We start from the raw sequence: 16,107 nt of genomic DNA, 5'->3' as shown, positions 1-16,107 counted from the left end.
CCTTTCTCGGGAATTAGCAACCGCAACTGGAACAAGTTTGATGCTTGAGAGTCCGGCTCCAAATGAATTGACGATCCCTGAGATAGCGCTTGGGTCAGGCGAAACCGTCTGGGATTTGTCGCGCTGGCTATACATAGGCGCCGCCGGAGCGCGGCATAAGACTGTCTATTCCGAAATACGGGCGGGGCGCTGGGGTGCGATTCAAATGGATCGGGTTGAACTCGTCCGGGCGATTCATGCCGCTATCCAGTCGAAGATGGTCCTTGGCGGCGCCCGAGTGACCGCTCGAAACGAGGTTATAGCGCTGAACTGGTTCGTCAGATGGGTCGACGATCATGGCTATCCATTCGACCTGAATGGCGTTGCCGATGCTTATTTGCATTGGACAGATTCGCTTGTCCACGAGGTTCATGTGCTGAAGAGCTACAAAGACCGCACTGCCTACTCGCGAGGCCGAGCGGTCGGCCAGATCCTGGACCTCGCACTTGAACGGCCTTCCGCGATCATTATGTCGACGCGATTGCAAAAGCCGAAATCGCCCCGAAAATTGCACGGGGTAAAAGCTGACAAGCAGAACCTGGCCGAGACGTTTGCGTTCGGCCGGTTGCTTCAAGATATTTGCGATGGGATCACGCTCGACGCGCTGTGGGGCCCTACGCCGCTTCGTATCGCGCTCTCGGGTGGCGGCGAACTGCTCCACTACTCGGGAAGACGTGCCCCTTCTGAGGTGCCGTCAACGGATAAGAGTCACATCGAGAGAGCCAAAAGACGGAAGAGGTTGTTCGAGAGCAAGAAAACCCTCGATACCCGGTACCCAATTGCGAACATGCGTATTCTGGCCGAGCTGCTAACGTTCATCGCACAGACCGGAATGAATCCCGCTCAGGCACATCAGCTAATGTTGCGTAATTTCAACCCCGCCAGCGATGTGGATGGTTACAAAGTCCGCGACTACAAGCCGCGACGTAGCGGCGAGGTACTCTTCGAAATATTCAAGGAATACCGCAGTCATTTCGAGCGCTACCTCACCTGGCGACGTTCTGTTTTCCCCGACGATAGCCGCCTATTCCCGGTGTTCAGGTTCAAGACATTCGAATCGACTGCTCCTAGCTTTTGGCAGATCCAGCAGGCTTGCAAGCAAGCGGGCGTCCGCTGGATTCCGCCCAGACTTCTGCGAAGCACCAGGATTAATTGGCTCTTGCGAAGGAGCGGTGACCACGATCTGATCGCAGAGATGGCCCAACATCGCAAGCAAACGCTGCTTGGAACTTACGAAATCCCATCGCTACAACGCACGATCGGAGAAGTCACGCGGTTCTGGCAGCAAGCTGATCCCCACCTTGCCAAGCGTTCACCAGTCGCGGCTATCGCGCCCGGCGAGTGTGACGGCGCACCTGCCGCAGTGGGAGACATGCCCCTGAGCGCGCCAGAACCCGACTGCATCCGTCCATCAGGCTGTCTCTGGTGCGAGCATCATCGCGATATTGATTCGTTAGACTATGTATGGGCATTGAGCTGCTTCAGACATCTCAAAATTCTGGAGACGGGTCGATATCGCCCACCTCAGGGAACAGTAGTGACGCATCCCGCTGATCATGCGATTGGTCGTATAAGCAAGAAACTGGTGTGGTTTCGGGATTCGAATTCGACGCGACGAGCGTGGGTTGAAGAATCTTTGACACGGATGGAGGAAGATCATTACCACCCCGATTGGGCGACGTTGATCGTAAACATGGAAGGTACAGCAGGATGAATAGTTCGTTACCGGAATTCGGTCTGGCGATGAAGCCAGACTGGATGGCTTCCTCTGCATCCTGTTTTCGTCCTCCAAGTTGGCCGCCGCCATGCGACTGGCCTGTGAGCATCGATCGTAAGGGAAGAGTCCTGTCGTTGTGGGGCGATTCCATATGGGATCTATCCCCTATGGCAGGCACAGCCATGACGCTGAATTTCGGTGACGGCGAGGTCTGTAAAGCCGATCCGATAGATTCAGCAAATGCAGACCTGTTAAGACGACTGGTGACTTGGCGCATGTGGGGGCACCGTGCCGTGCGGAAGACGAGTACGCTGAAATCAGAATTTACCCGAATGCGGGCTGTTATTGCTTTGTGCAGCAAAAATGGCATTCCGGCGAATCGTTTGATGCGCTTTCCACGGGTACTAGACCAGATTCCCAGCGTGATGACGCCAAGCACAGCGGATAACCTATTGACCGAATTTCATCGCTTCTATGACGCGCGAACGCAGATCGGTTTCTTTATTCTGGACGCCGAAGGGCTGAAGCGCCTGGCGACTGCCCGAAAAGATCACGTTGAGGTTCAGACGCCCTACATCCCGCCGCGAATCTGGGTGTATCAGGTCAATCGATTGCGTGAGTGTCTTGACGATTTCCTGAGTCACCACGATCAACTCAAGGCATGTTACATGTTTTGCCTGGATGCCTATGCGGAGAATTATGGGTCATTGCAGGAAGCGTTTAAGCCCGACAGAGATCGTTTCAAAGCGCCGTTCAAAACAGTCCGAAGCACCGGCACGAGCTATGGACCATTCGCTCAAACAGCGGAGCGATTCGGTATCGGTAGTCTACTCACACGCTGGCTAGACGTTCAGCCCGATCGCTTTCTCGTGACTTCGTTGTCCGCATACATGACCTTGGTGAGCGCAGCGGGGCTCGCATACATTGCAAACTTCACGCTTCAGCGCAGGAACGAGGCCGCATCGCTCAGAGTAAGCTGTCTGGTATGGGAAGAGGATGAAAAACTGGGACGAGTTCCCCTGATTTGTGGAGAGACAACCAAGACGGATCCCGACTCGGATGCCCGCTGGGTTGCGAGCCCTAACGTCGGGGTCGCCATTGAAGCCATGGCTGTCATTGCCCGGCTCCGGATGCTCTGTGACAAGGAAAATCCAGCCCGCGCAACAACGGACGCGGACGAACGCGACCCATTTTTGCTCAGCTCACCATCCGAACCGTGGGTGACTAGCAATCGCAAAACTTATGAGATTCGCGCCGAAACCTGGAGTCTGAAGCAATACTTGGAGATCTATCCAAAGCTGATGGACCCTGATCAATTGCGCATTACCAGTGAGGACCTCAAGCTTGCGCGCCGGCTGACACCGAACTTGCCAGAAGACGAGTTTGCTGTCGGGAAGATATGGCCTTTGGCTTGGCACCAATATCGACGCACCGGTGCCGTGAACATGTTCGCGTCGGGTCTCATATCAGATGTCTCTATGCAACAGCATATGAAGCATAGCTCTCGATTGATGCCCCTCTACTACGGTCGTGGGTATACCAGATTACGCCTTAACGAGCATGTGCAGACCGCCATAGTCACGGCGATGTACGAAACAATGGCTGCTCAGTTTGAGTCAGTGATGAGCGAACGTTTTATTTCCCCCTGCTCACCGGAGCGAAAGGACGCGCTTCTTGTAAATCTGATTAGCGAGAAAGAAGCAAAAACGTTGGTCACGTGGGCCAAGAGCGGTAAGGTGACATTCCGTGAGCACCGGCTTGGCGGTTGCATGAAAGCCGGCGTGTGCGAATACGGTGGCATTAAATCGATTGCTCGATGCGCGGGCAGCGATGGTGGGAAGCCTTGTTCTGAGGTACTTTTTGATAAGGCCAAGGAGAAGCAAATCCGGCAGGATTTGTTGTCAGCAAGGGAGCAATTGTCCCGGCTGCCAAAAGGCAGTCCGCGCTATAACGCGCTACAAATGGAGTGCAATGGGATGGAGAAATATCTGAATGTCGTTGAAAACAGTTGACGCCGTGAATGCCGAAATGCGCTTCCGGCAAGCCTTTGAACGAATCAAGAACGGCGAGCCGGAAGTGTTGTTGCGCGGAGCCGCCGTTACACAAAATAACGTTGCCCGCGAAGCCGGTTGCGACCCGTCTGCACTCAAGAAGTCCCGGTTTCCAGCGTTGATCCGAGAGATCCAGGCATATATCGAGCTACACACGGCTGATCACCCGTCGCAGCGTCATGCGCGCATCAAGCTTCGCAACAGCAGGAGAACGCTGCAGGACCGGCTCACCGATGCCTTGAGGCAGCGAGACATGGCACAATCGCTGGTCTCAAGCGCGAGCAGGCGTATTCTGGAACTGACACAGCAAGTGCACTCGTTGCAGCGTCAGATCGATGAACTCATGCCGCCGCCCACTGTCATTGGTCGAAGCTAGGCATGGACGTAATCGTGCTGGAGAAGGTCTCCTTTACTGAATCGCTATGGACATAAGGCTCGCTCGTCAGCGCTTTTGCCGACGCCCCTTTTGCCTATGTCCATAGGCGTGCGATTCTCGGTTGTAAGGACGACCTGGAAGCGCTTGGTTTGCTGAAAATCGACGTGCTCGCGCTCGGCATGCTGTCGGCGATTCGCCGCACCCTTGAACTGGTGTCGCAGCAGCGCGGCGAGCCTTTCGAAATGCAGGACATTCCGCCCGAGGACGAGGCGACGTATGACATGATCTGTGCGGCCGACACCGTCGGCGTGTTCCAGATCGAATCGCGGGCCCAGATGAGCATGCTGCCGCGCCTGAAGCCACGCGAGGTCTACGACCTCGTGATCGAGGTCGCTATTGTCAGACCAGGGCCTGTGCAGGGCGGCATGGTTCATCCTTACCTTCGTCGGCGACAGGGCATCGAGCCCGTTTCCTATCGGAGTCCGGACGTCGAGCAGGCACTGAAGCGCACGCTCGGCGTGCCGATTTTCCAGGAGCAGGTCATGCAGGTCGCCATGCTCGCCGCGGGGTTCAGCGCCGGCGAGGCCGACCAGCTGCGCCGCGCGATGGCCGCGTGGAAACGCAAGGGCGGACTGCAGCACTATCACGACCGCATCGTGGAAGGCATGCTGCAGCGCGGCTATGACCGGGAATTCGCCGAGTCCATCTTTGCGCAAATACAAGGCTTCGGCGAATACGGCTTTCCGGAGAGCCACGCGGCGAGCTTCGCGCTCCTCGTCTACGCAAGCTGCTGGCTCAAACGCCACGAACCAGCCGCGTTCCTATGCGCAATGCTCAACAGCCAGCCGATGGGCTTCTATTCGCCCTCGCAGCTTGTGCAGGACGCGAAACGGCACGGCGTGGGCGTGCTGCCGGTCGATGTGACGATCAGTGGATGGGATTCAACGATGGAAGGCGACGGGAGTATGGCGCCGGTGCGTCTCGGCATGTCCGTGGCGCGCGGCATGCGCGAGGAATCCGCCCGGCGCATTGAAGCCGCACGCGCCGTGAGGCAGTTCCGCGACGTGGCCGACCTCGCCAACCGCGCACAGCTTGATCGCCACGACCTTCAGGTGCTTGCGGCCGCCAATGCACTGAAGCGGCTCGCCGGCGACCGGCGTCAGGCGCTATGGGCAGCAGTCGCCGCGGTGCCGGAGAAGGATCTGTTGCGGGCCACCGCTCGCGAGGAAGAAGCGCCGACGCTCACCGCACCGACGGAAGGACAGGATCTGATTGCGGACTACCGCTCGACCGGCCTGACGCTCCGCCGGCACCCGCTCGCGCTGCTGCGCGAAAAGCTGCTGGCCATGCGCCTGATGCCAGCCGAAGCGCTGATGCGCTATCGCAATGGGCAGCTCGCGCGTGGCTGCGGCATCGTGACCGTGCGCCAGCGCCCCGGCACGGCAAACGGCGTGATGTTCATGACGCTGGAAGACGAGACCGGGTCGGTCAATGTGATCGTATGGGAGTCCGTGCTCGAGCGGCAGCGGCGCGAGGCGTTGGGATCATCGCTTCTCGCTGTCTATGGCGTTTGGCAATGCGAAGGCGACGTCAGGCATCTGGTCGCGCAGCGGCTCGTCGACGTGTCGCATCTGCTGGGCGAACTGCCGACGGCAAGCCGGAATTTTCACTGAATTCAATAGGAGAGATGTCGATGGCGAACTACAACGTGTTGTTTGATGCGCAGGCGGCCGCCGAGGAAGTCATCCCGCGCGTGATCGAGCGACACCGATCCAAGGGTGTGCTGACCTGGAAGCTGCTTCACCAGATGGAAGAAGAAGTGCTGAGTGAAGTCTCGTCGGGAGGGCGCTTCAGCGACCGTCTGCTACAGATGATCTGCGCTCCGGCTGTCCTGTCCTACCCCAATGATGACCGTCCCGCCTCCTTCGAGGGGCACGACTTTGTGCCGATCGTGTTCGCCGCCCTCGACCGCGCCTGGCGACAGGTTCATTAGGGCGCGAACGCCGAAAATAGCGGCTTGAACGGTCGGGCGCGGGAGAGCCGTCCCTTGACATCGGGTTAGCCTACCGTACAAAGCGTAGACCAATCGGCACGGAGAACGCCAGTGACGCATCGCAGACAACCGAAGATTTATGCCACCCTTCGCCGTCGATTTTGCACGGAGGCGCTAAAACGCATGGGCTTTCAGTACACAAGCACCAGCGGGGCCACGCTGATCAAGCTCGGGGCCATGCGAACCCCGTACGCCACGGCAAGCCGGGACGGAGAAATGTGGCGGGTAACCCCGCTTGTCTCACCGCGTCTTTGGCGTCCGCGCTGAATCCCTGCGGCGCGTTTCCGCAAACCACCGCAGTTGCGAGCGGGAATCCGTTTTGCTCGACATCCTGCCACTATCGGGAGAAATGTCATGTGCTACGGCGAACCCGACCGCCTACTCGAACTCATCATCGGCAAGCGCGAGCTACCGAAGAATGAATTGGGCCACACACCGTTGGACGATTTTGCGCATTTCTGCGCGTATTCAGGCTGCAGCGAGGAGGACCTCGGTAAGCGAGCCTTCGCCTTTGTGAAGTTGGCTTACGTGACGGCTGGTCTGAGCCGGCGGACGTACGCGAGGGCGGCGCTCGACGCTGAACTACAGGAGCACTGCACAAATATCGGCATGCTCCTTCGCGACCGCCCGCCCGTGCACGACCGCCGACATTACAAGCGGCGCGGTGCTGTACTGGGACGGTGGGCGGCTGCAGGGAGCCAGCTTGTCTGTCGACGAGCCTGGCGTTGTCGATCTTCCCGTGGAACTCGAGGACCTGCTGCCGGAGATACGGGGCGAGGTCGCAGCGTGGTTGAACCGGCCAACTTTCTCGTTGCGCCCCTCTCTTCTGGAGTGGCTGGACCATTCGTCTTCGGGCTAGACGTCGCGCACGGGGAGCCCCGAATGATGATTCACACTTTCACTTACGTCGCCTGTGCCTGCGGTCACCGGGGGTCGATCGTACAAACTTACGACCCAACGTCGCCGGACGGGTGGTACCACGTCTGGCTGCGGGATCTGTCGGGCAACGGCACTTACGAAGGGGGCGACACTCTGTTTGCCGAGGCGAAACCCGCTTGCCCGAAGTGCGGGAAGAGCCTGACGCCTCTGGATGTCGTCGGGCGCAGCGAACTGAACGAGGCCGCAGAGATCATGTACCCGCGTCGCTGAGTGGGGCGTCGCGACGCGCTGGCCGGACCTGCTCCAACTCCAGCGGGTCGTCCGGGTCTTTACGCGGAAGGGCCACCAACGGATTGCGGCGGTGACACACTGGACATGTGAAGTAGAGCCCGGAGTCATCGATCTGGGGCTCGGCAACCTCCAGCGTGGTCAGCATTTGACAGCCGTTGCATATCCACATGGCGCCCTCCGTGTGTGAACTTCTCTTTATAGTTCACGCTGGTGCAGTTGCGACGAACTCCAACCTTAAGCCGCCCGACGGCCGGACCTTACTGATCGCCGCTCCCAAGCTCGCTGTGCTTGTGTGAGTGCGTTGCGCCGTGAACGAGCTCGTAATGCGCGCCCTTGCCGGAGCGCGTCGGCGGAAAGTGCTCGCCTTCAACGCACGTGACCTCGAATTCCGGCCCGTTACCGCCCTCCTTCACGACCTTATAAATGCCTGACGTCTTAACAATCTCGCCGGGCTTGTGCTGGTCTGCCATCTGGATTCTCCTTTTTACGTGAAAGATGGCAACCCTTGAAGCAAACCTTGCGCCTACTCCGCGGCTGGAACGTCACCTGCTGGTATCGCCACCGCCGGCGCAAGAACGAGTGCTAAGCTCTTAGCAACGGCCCCGAGGCGCAGATCGCCTCCTTTCTTCTGACATCAGGAGACGTTCATGGCTGCCCGTTCGATCGCATCGCTTTCATTATCGTTTGGACTGGTGTCCATTCCCGTGCGCCTGTACTCCGCGACGTCGGCGTCCGAGACCATCAGCTTCAACCTCCTTGCCCCGGACGGCTCGCGCGTCCAGCAACAATATGTGTCGAAAGCCACGGGGAAGGTGGTCGAGCGCGCCGAGATGCAGAAAGGCTACGAGTTCGAGAAAGAGAAGTTCGTCGTCTTCACTAAGGACGAACTGAAGGCGCTCGAAGAAAGCCCGAGTCACATCGTTGAGATTCTGGCCTTTCTGCCCGACCGCTCGATTGACCCGGTCTATTACGACAAGGCGTACTTCATCACACCGGACAAGCGCGGTGGCAAGCCGTATAGCCTCCTCAAAAAGGCGCTTCTCGCGAGTGAACGTTGCGCACTGGCATCGTGGAACTGGAAGGGGAAGACCCACATGGTGCAAGTGCGGGCAACCGACGACGGCCTCATTTTCCAGCAACTGCTATGGGGCGACGCAGTTCGCTCTCTGAAAGACCTGGACATTGAGGACGCATCTGTCACGGACAACGAATTACAGCTTGCCCTGAAGATAATTGAACAGGGCGAGGCAGAAAGCTACGACCCGAGCCAGTACGAGGACAGGGAAAAGAAACGCGTTCTCGAAGCGATCGACGCGAAGATTGCAGGCAAACAGATCGTCACGCCTCAGGAAGAGACAGCAGCCGATGGCGGCCAGGTCATTGACCTGATGGAGGCGCTGCGCGCCAGTCTGGCAAGAAATGCGAAACGCAGCCCGTCGCCTTCGCGCGCGAAGCCCGCCGCCCCGGTCGCTGAACTTCCTGCCAAACCACGCAAGACCGTGAAACGGGCAGAAAAGGCCGAGGAGCCAGTCGCCGCGCCCACCAGGACCCGGGCGCGGCGGTGACAGACCGCTCTGCCGACCATACATTTTCGCTCCGGGAAGTGCAGTCGCTTCTCGGGGTCTCGCGGCGCGCCCTCCGAATTCTCATCGACGCCGGGTTTGTGGAGCCCTCACACGGCGCGCGCAACGATTTGCGCTTCACGTTCCGCGAGGTCGTTCTGCTTCGCACCGCACTGAGACTGCGGGGATCTAGGATACCGCCCCGCCGGATTTTGAAAGCCCTCTCGCGTATCAGGGACCAGTTGCCGGATGCCGCGCCCCTTTCCGGCGTGCGCATCACAGCCGTCGGTGACGCGGTAGCCGTCACGACCGGCGATGCGCAGTGGGATGCCGTCTCTGGGCAGCTACTGCTGGACTTCGAGGTTGCGGACGTAAAAGGCGAAGTGACGTTTCTTGATAACGCGCCGGCCAGCCTTGGCGCACGCCGTAAGCAGGCGCAAGACTGGTATTCGCTCGCGGAACAGTTGCAGGCGACCGATCCGGTCGGTGCGGAGGCCGCGTACCGCAAGGCGATCGAGCTGTCGCCCGAGCCTGACTTTCACGCTTATAACAATCTAGGCGCCCTGCTTGCCAGCGACCAGAATCGCTGCGGGCACGCACTCGAGGTGTTCGAGGAGGCGCTCCAGCATTTCGCCGATACCGAACTGCTGCATGCAAACCGCGCCGTGCTGCTTGAAGAAGCCGGGCGACTCAAAGAAGCCGCTGCCAGCTATCTGCGCTGTGTCGAGATCAACGGAAAGAACGACCAGGCGGCGCTGAATTACGCTGTCCTTCTGGAGGAACTGGGGCGGCTTGACGAGGCTGTGGCAGCCTATGGGCGCTGCCTTGAGATCAACCCGCGGAACGAAGAAGCCTTACGGCACCTGACGCGACTTCACGAGCAGAACGGCGACTCGCAGGCCGTTATCCGCCATCTCAGCGCATGGCGGCGCTCCAACGGCTAAGCGACCGCCGACACTGCGCCGCGGCCAAGGCCCAGCGCATCGGGCGGTAATCGGCCAACGAGCGACCTTCGGAGGCAACGAAGTATGGTCACTCGGGCGACTGGTGCGCCACTGGAAGCGGCCGATGCAACGCGGGGATGCAGGTCACCTCATCGGCCTTTGCACATTTGCATCCTATTGAACCAAAGCATAACGAGACTGCGGGCACTGATGTGGCACGCCGTAGTGGTACGATTCCTTCGCGGCACTGCAGAAGCAGTGCCGAGTCTTCTCCAAAATGACATAGACTCGCACGAATGACAAAAGCAAAAAGACCAACACTACCGGCACCGCTGATCGGCCAGTGGATTGGCAATTTTCGTGCGACTGAGTGGGCTGGCGATATAGTCATCGACCTTGAGATGCGTTCGGACCACACGGTGGGCAGCGCTATGTTATTTCCTGGGGAAGGGTCGAATGGACCGGTCATCGTCGGGCGCATTGACGAAATCTATCTCGGGGCTGATGGCGCATTCACAACCATCGTGCTCCAACCGACGCATCCGAAGAACCCAACATATCTCGTACCACCGCATCAGGTTCAGGAGGTGTTCCCACCGGAAATCCGAATCGCGACGAAGGCTCAGGCTCGGATACGGTGGACCGGTACGAATATGGTGGTCGATTGGAGCTCTGATATAGGTATGGAGGGTTCAGCGCGGCTAACACGCAACGATCCAGACCGTCCTTCCGATATCCCGTCGAAGCGAATGAGTTGGGATGCATTTAAGCGTCACGTGTCGTGCCTGGAAACACGTAAGTTTATTTTCAGGGGACAGCAAAAGCCCTGGCGGCTTCGGTCGCATTTCCATCGCACGAACCGCTCTGATCTGTTCAGATACACGTTTGACGATCTCGCCACGCTCCACCGACATCTTAGTGCGCGTACAAAGCATATTTTCAATCGCGCCGACAGCGACCAGCTCGGCGCTCTTCTCCACCTTGCGCAACACCACGGGTTCCCAACGCCTCTGATCGATTGGACGTACTCGCCGTACGTTGCTGCGTTCTTCGCCTTCAGACACATAACGATTGCTGCTTCGAGGAAGCCAAATGCGGGGTACATCCGCATCTTCCGGTTCGATCAGGCGAAATGGCGAGAGGACACCCCCCAAATACCGATCACTGCACCCGTCCGTCCTCACTTCTCGCTGATGGAATTTTTGGCGATCGAGAATGAACGCCTCATTCCTCAGCAGGCGCTCTCAGCGCTGACGAACGTGGACGACGTCGAGTCATACATAAAGGCCGTTGAGCAGACGCGACAGCACCAATACGTCTATGCGATCGACATCCCGGTAAAAGAGAGGGCGGCCTCAAATCTGAAGTGCAACACCTGTTTCGTATAAGGTGTTGCGATGCACGAACGAACTCCGTATCAACAACTTCAACCCGAAGAGCGCTTGACCATTGCGAGTCTGCTTTTGCAGGGTTCGAGTGTCCGGGCCATGGCTCGGACACTCGGACGCTCGCCAGCCACCGTTAGCCGTGAACTGGCGCGAAACAGCTCGCCCGCCGGCTAGGCGAGCGTGCCGGCCGAAGCGCTCAGTGCCGCACGCCGCAGTGCGGGTCGCCGCCCCACAAAGCTTTGCCTGCAAAGCGTCTGCTGGCGCATCGTTCTCACCCTGCTCGAGTGGAAATGGTCGCCCCAGCAGATATCGGGCACACTGAAGCGTATGTATCCGACCGACCCGACCCAGCACGTCTCGCACGAGACCGTCTACACCGCCATCTATGCCCAGCCGCGCGGCGAACTGCGCCGTCAGCTCATTGCCTGCCTACGCCATGGTCACAGCACGCGCATGCCGCGCACACGGGGCACAGACCGTCGCGGACAGATTCCGGACATGGTCAGCATCCATGTGCGCCCGCCTGAAATCGAAGACCGATTGCTGCCCGGGCACTGGGAGGGCGACTTCATCAAGGGTGCAGGCAACCAGTCGTCGGTAGGCGTTCTGGTCGAAAGGACCAGCCGCCTGGTGCTGCTGGCGAAGATGGAAGACGCCACTGCCGCTTCAGCACTGGCGGCCTTCTCCGCCAAACTCAATTCGATTGCCGAGCCATTCCGGCAGAGCTTCACCTACGACCAGGGCAAAGAAATGTCGCGGCATAAAGAACTTACCGCCGCGACCGGCGTGAAGGTGTACTTCTGCGACCCGCACAGTCCATGGCAACGCGGCACTTGTGAAAACACCAACGGCCTGCTGCGCCAGTATCTGCCCAAAGGCACAGACCTTTCGGTCTACAGTCAGGACGAACTCGACGCCATTGCCGACAGCCTGAACAGCCGGCCTCGCGCGACTCACGCCTTCCATTCGCCATTCGAGGTCTTCGCTGCGACCCTTGCTTCCGCAAGTCAACCTCATGGCTCTAAACATTAAACCCGCTGTTGCGCTTCACTCTTGAAACCGCCGAGGGAAACAGTGATGAAAGAGCTTGCCTTGATGGGCATCACAGCAGGCTCGTTGTTCCCCGGCCTCGATGGAGCCTGCGAAGAATTGCGCGAACGGCTGTTTGCGCAGTGATTACACGATAGGGTTGAAACCGGCGAAAGTGGAAGGGACACCGGTAACGCATCGGCTGTCTTATCGGCCAATGCGGGTATCAGTGGTTGCGCGATTCCTCCTATAGAGGGTCGCCGGGGCAACAAAGCGCCTTTGTCAGTACACGGAATGTTCAGGTGGCGCGGTCAGCATTCGATCGTGGTACACGCTGGCGTTCTTGCTCCTCGGCCACGCCGATCTGCAAATGGCGGCTCAGTCCGGGATTTGACGACCTACTCGAACGGAGCAATGACCGTTGTACCTGGGAAACGACCGTTGACGTAGGTCGGTTTCAATGGCGCCTCAGGGTCGGTTTGTGCCCGTCGGCATGAGTGTGCCAGTGTTGCCGGATGCTCGGCGTCGGAGCACGTCGAAGGGAGCTGGCGCGCCAGCGCACTCAATTCATACCCACTGCGCGCCGCATGGCCGCAGTGATGCCCTGCCGGGTCTGCCAGTAGTCCGGCCACGGGTCGGCCTTGAGCGATCGCTGACGCTCGATGGCTGTCCGCATCGTCCACTCGTCGCCCCGGCTCACTTCCCTGATCTCGTCCCACGAGACAGGCATCGACACACCCATGCCTGACCTCGCTCGCACAGAAAACGCTGCGACCGTGCTCGCGCCCCGACTGTTACGTAGATAGTCGATGAAAATCTTGCCAACGCGGTTCTTCGGCCCGAGCACCGCTGAGAATCGCTGAGGCACGACCCGCGCCATATGGCGGGCGACCGCATGAGAAAACGCCTTTGTCTCGCTCCACCCCTGTCGGCGCGTCAATGGCACTATGACATGAAAGCCTTTCCCGCCGCTCGTCTTGGGGAACGATCTCAGCCCCAGTTCATCGAGCACGACTTTCAGTAGTGCGACCGCTTCGAGCATGACCGACCACGGCAGCGCCGGGTCTGGATCAAGATCGAAAATGACACGGTCGGGATGCGCGAGATCCGGCGCGACGGCGTTCCAAGTATGCAATTCAACGACGGACATTTGCGCAAGGCCCACAAGCGCTTCGGCCGAGTTGGCAACAAGGAGTGGCGGATGGCGCGGATGCAGTTCGGTCGGCAGTTCCTCGATGCCCGGAATGGTCGCTCGCTCACTGTGCTTCTGGAAGAACAGTTCGCCCTTGATACCCTCCGGTGCCCGTACCAGTGCAAGCGGCCGGTTATGCAGATGCGGCAAGGCCCACTCCGCAATCGCGGCGTAATACTCGACCATCTCCCGCTTCGTGTGTCCTGTCACCGGGTCCATCACCCGCTGCGGGTTCGATATCCGGACGTTGCCAATTCTCAGCGCACCTTTTGGCCCGGGCACCTCACGTGTCGAACCTGCGTCGGCCTCAACGGGTTCGTCGCCCTCCACTGCGACCATCGGCTCCTCGCTGACCGCAGACGCTGGCTTGTCCTCTCGCACCGCATGAAAAATGGGGTGGCGCACTTCGCCGCCCGGCGTCCATTCGAGGAACGAGCATTCAACGACGATCGACGGATCAAGCCACAGATAGTCGCGCTCCTTTTCAGGCTTTGGCGGGTTGTAGAAAGCGGTGGCTTCGCGGCGTACTGGCTCTGCTCTCGACAGAAAGGCGGACGTGGCGCGGGTTGAGAAATAAGGCCGGACGCTGCCGGCATATCGCAGGGAGCCGTCTTTCTCATAGACGCCCAGCAGCAGCGAATGCACGCCGGAGCGCGTGCCCTTCGCGCGCGTGAAGCCGCCGACGACAAATTCCTGGCGGGTGGTGCATTTTAGTTTGATCCAGGCGGGCGACCGGCCCGATTGGTACGGCGCGTCTCCCCGCTTACCGATGATGCCTTCGAGTTTCATTTTGCACGCCGACGCCACGAGAGACACCGGGTCCTGCGGAAAGTCCTCGGAGAAGCGGATCACGTCGGACGTCTGCTCCGCCATCAGTTCACGCAACAGCGCCCGGCGCGCACGCAGCGGCTGTTCCCGAAGATCGGTCCCGTTCAGCCAGAGGATGTCGAACACGAACATCACGATTTCGGCGGTGCTGCGCCGGTCGAACGCGTTCTGCAGCGCGTTGAAATCGGGCTGACCGTTTGAATCAAGTACGACCGCCTCCCCATCGAGCCAGGCATCGTCGACGTGAAGCGCCTTGCAGGCTTCGGCAAGACGGGGCATCCGCTCTGTCCAGTCGTGCCCGTTGCGAGTGAAGATCGTCGCCGCACCGCCCTCAATGCGCGTCATCACGCGGTAGCCGTCGAACTTGATTTCGTAGGACCAGTCGCCTCCCTTCGGCGGACGACCCACCAGTGTAGCCAGTTGCGGCTGTATCAACGCTGGCAAGCCCGTCCCGCCCCGCGCTCCTGGTGGAACGACAGCGGTTTTCGACCGCCCCCGGCTCCAGCGCCCCATTTCACACACCGCCCTCGTGCGGCGGCGCATCCATCAGCCACTGCTTCACCTCGGGACGGCTGCTGAACACCGGGTCCGCCACCCAGCTTTCGAACGCCGGTCGCCAGTCCTCCCAGACATAATCGTCCAGGTCGAACTCCTCGTCGACGGCGCCTGTTCCGCGCTCACACAGGAAGGCGAAGGCCACTGAGTAGCCGTTCCAATACGCGACCATGCAGTCGTTCAGGTCCGCAACCGTGCCTTGGGGCAGATCGCGGAGCATCATTGCAAGCTGGCGTAAAAAATCGTGACGAGTCATAAGCCTCCTTCCCTTCGCCCGTTCGAGGGCGGAAACGCGCGCGTTGCGGTGCGGCCATCGTGATTCCACAGCAGTTTCCATACCGGCGCGTCTGCGCGCTCGACAGGATTCAGTTTTCTGCTGTTCCGCCGATAACCAGTGAGCCGCAATCCGCTCCCTGACCACCGCATACCCGCCTGCCGTGATTGAAAGGGCGAACTTGACAACCCGCGCGCGCCAGTACGATGGAATTGACAACCATCGAGGAATTTATGACGCGACACGACCGCAATCAATCTCGAAGCATGAGCACGCATCTTACAATCGCAGCGGGCAAAGCCCCGATAGTTGCCGCTTTCGTAACTGTCGTCACTTTGCAAGGAGCAGCACCCGCCTCTGCGGACGAACGCGGCGCACACATCGGCTGGCATGTCCGGCAGCCAGCGAGGTTCATAGTCTCAGGCGTCTTGCGACAGGACGGAACGACCGACGTCATCAAGCCAATACATGCCATCGTTGCCGCCGACGACGGAGAGGCTGCCGTCGTGATCTTCTCCGGGTGGACAGCGTCAAGCAGAAGGTCCGGTTTACCGACATTCATCTTGGCCGGTCGGCCGAGGTGATTGTCGCTGTTTAGCTGGCCATGGTTGTCGCTCCGTTCGGGTTGTCAGTGGGTAATTGACGGCGTCGCTCCTTCTGTTTGTCGCTGGCTTTGCGGCGCCGGTAGCTTTCGACGTTCAGCTCGAAGATCGTCGAGTGATGGACCAGCCGGTCGATGGCGGCCACCGTCATGCCGGGGTCAGGGAAGACATCATTCCAGCCCGAGAACGGCTGATTGGCCGTTATCAGAAGACTTTTGCGCTCATACCGCTCGGCGATCAGCTCGAACAGCACGCTGGTTTCCGCCTGGTCCTTTCGCACATACGACAGGTCATCCAGTAACGTTATGCAAAACGTTAAGCAGAGGG

General features: G+C 59.5%; 13 protein-coding genes and 1 pseudogene. 10 read left to right on the top strand and 4 right to left on the bottom strand.

Annotation, left to right across the window (positions count from 1 at the left end):
* The 6 genes from P0D80_RS46520 to P0D80_RS46495 form a co-directional block, all read left to right on the top strand.
* The coding region (locus P0D80_RS46520; protein WP_408294616.1) for a hypothetical protein at window positions 1-1,753 on the top strand (1,753 nt) is incomplete at its 5' end.
* 185 nt (window positions 1,754-1,938) lie between these two features.
* Window positions 1,939-3,768: a hypothetical protein gene (locus P0D80_RS46515; protein WP_408294613.1), complete on the top strand. Its 1,830-nt coding sequence runs from the start codon at window positions 1,939-1,941 to the stop codon at window positions 3,766-3,768.
* The gene (locus P0D80_RS46510; RefSeq protein WP_408294610.1) at window positions 3,749-4,183 is read left to right on the top strand and encodes a hypothetical protein; all 435 of its coding nucleotides are present in this window, start codon (window positions 3,749-3,751) and stop codon (window positions 4,181-4,183) included. The genes P0D80_RS46515 and P0D80_RS46510 overlap by 20 nt, the downstream gene beginning before the upstream one ends.
* Window positions 4,184-4,332: 149 nt before the next feature.
* A complete protein-coding gene (locus P0D80_RS46505) occupies window positions 4,333-5,856 on the top strand; it encodes a helix-hairpin-helix domain-containing protein (protein WP_408294608.1) in 1,524 nt (507 codons plus the stop codon).
* A 20-nt stretch (window positions 5,857-5,876) separates the two neighbouring features.
* Window positions 5,877-6,176, top strand: coding sequence for a DUF2471 family protein (locus tag P0D80_RS46500; RefSeq protein WP_035485707.1), 300 nt, complete (start codon window positions 5,877-5,879; stop codon window positions 6,174-6,176).
* Window positions 6,177-7,118: 942 nt separating this feature from the next.
* Window positions 7,119-7,385, top strand: a complete 267-nt coding sequence (locus P0D80_RS46495; RefSeq protein ID WP_408294604.1) for a hypothetical protein — start codon at window positions 7,119-7,121, stop codon at window positions 7,383-7,385.
* A gap of 278 nt (window positions 7,386-7,663) precedes the next feature.
* Here the strand turns inward: P0D80_RS46495 and P0D80_RS46490 are convergent, their stop codons facing one another.
* Complete coding sequence (locus P0D80_RS46490; RefSeq protein ID WP_408294601.1) at window positions 7,664-7,876, bottom strand: hypothetical protein; 213 nt, start codon at window positions 7,874-7,876, stop codon at window positions 7,664-7,666.
* 177 nt (window positions 7,877-8,053) lie between these two features.
* Here P0D80_RS46490 and ku point away from each other — a divergent pair, with 177 nt between their 5' ends.
* From ku to P0D80_RS46470, 4 genes and pseudogenes are all read left to right on the top strand, one after another.
* Window positions 8,054-8,971 (top strand): non-homologous end joining protein Ku, encoded by a 918-nt coding sequence (gene ku, locus P0D80_RS46485; RefSeq protein ID WP_408294598.1) that lies wholly within the window; start codon window positions 8,054-8,056, stop codon window positions 8,969-8,971.
* Window positions 8,968-9,912 carry a tetratricopeptide repeat protein gene (locus tag P0D80_RS46480; RefSeq protein WP_408294595.1) on the top strand — a complete coding sequence of 315 codons (945 nt, stop codon included), beginning with the start codon at window positions 8,968-8,970 and terminating at the stop codon, window positions 9,910-9,912. Before ku ends, P0D80_RS46480 begins: the two co-directional genes overlap by 4 nt.
* Window positions 9,913-10,208: 296 nt before the next feature.
* Window positions 10,209-11,300 carry an FRG domain-containing protein gene (locus P0D80_RS46475; protein WP_408294592.1) on the top strand — a complete coding sequence of 364 codons (1,092 nt, stop codon included), beginning with the start codon at window positions 10,209-10,211 and terminating at the stop codon, window positions 11,298-11,300.
* Window positions 11,301-11,309: 9 nt separating this feature from the next.
* Window positions 11,310-12,332: pseudogene (locus P0D80_RS46470) on the top strand (IS30 family transposase).
* A gap of 559 nt (window positions 12,333-12,891) precedes the next feature.
* Here the strand turns inward: P0D80_RS46470 and ligD are convergent.
* From ligD to P0D80_RS46455, 3 genes are all read right to left on the bottom strand, one after another.
* Window positions 12,892-14,862 carry a DNA ligase D gene (gene ligD / locus P0D80_RS46465; protein WP_408294590.1) on the bottom strand — a complete coding sequence of 657 codons (1,971 nt, stop codon included), beginning with the start codon at window positions 14,860-14,862 and terminating at the stop codon, window positions 12,892-12,894.
* Between the two features lies 1 nt (window position 14,863).
* A complete protein-coding gene (locus tag P0D80_RS46460) occupies window positions 14,864-15,160 on the bottom strand; it encodes a hypothetical protein (protein ID WP_408294588.1) in 297 nt (98 codons plus the stop codon).
* 612 nt (window positions 15,161-15,772) lie between these two features.
* A partial coding sequence (locus P0D80_RS46455) for an ATP-binding protein (protein ID WP_408294585.1) occupies window positions 15,773-16,107 on the bottom strand: 335 nt, incomplete at its 5' end.

The organism is Paraburkholderia sp. RL17-373-BIF-A, assembly GCF_046030175.1.
Taxonomy (GTDB): Bacteria; Pseudomonadota; Gammaproteobacteria; order Burkholderiales; family Burkholderiaceae; genus Paraburkholderia.
Note: the sequence above shows the minus strand (reverse complement) of the source record. Positions and strands in the feature narration are given on the sequence as shown.

Bases quoted from the DNA above. Each gene is read 5' to 3' on its own strand.
- ligD (WP_408294590.1), bottom strand. From the start codon at position 14,862: ATGGGGCGCTGGAGCCGGGGGCGGTCGAAAACCGCTGTCGTTCCACCA.
- P0D80_RS46510 (WP_408294610.1), top strand. From the start codon at position 3,749: ATGTCGTTGAAAACAGTTGACGCCGTGAATGCCGAAATGCGCTTCCGG.
- P0D80_RS46495 (WP_408294604.1), top strand. From the start codon at position 7,119: ATGATGATTCACACTTTCACTTACGTCGCCTGTGCCTGCGGTCACCGG.
- P0D80_RS46490 (WP_408294601.1), bottom strand. From the start codon at position 7,876: ATGGCAGACCAGCACAAGCCCGGCGAGATTGTTAAGACGTCAGGCATT.
- P0D80_RS46515 (WP_408294613.1), top strand. From the start codon at position 1,939: ATGACGCTGAATTTCGGTGACGGCGAGGTCTGTAAAGCCGATCCGATA.
- P0D80_RS46460 (WP_408294588.1), bottom strand. From the start codon at position 15,160: ATGACTCGTCACGATTTTTTACGCCAGCTTGCAATGATGCTCCGCGAT.
- P0D80_RS46475 (WP_408294592.1), top strand. From the start codon at position 10,209: ATGACAAAAGCAAAAAGACCAACACTACCGGCACCGCTGATCGGCCAG.
- ku (WP_408294598.1), top strand. From the start codon at position 8,054: ATGGCTGCCCGTTCGATCGCATCGCTTTCATTATCGTTTGGACTGGTG.
- P0D80_RS46500 (WP_035485707.1), top strand. From the start codon at position 5,877: ATGGCGAACTACAACGTGTTGTTTGATGCGCAGGCGGCCGCCGAGGAA.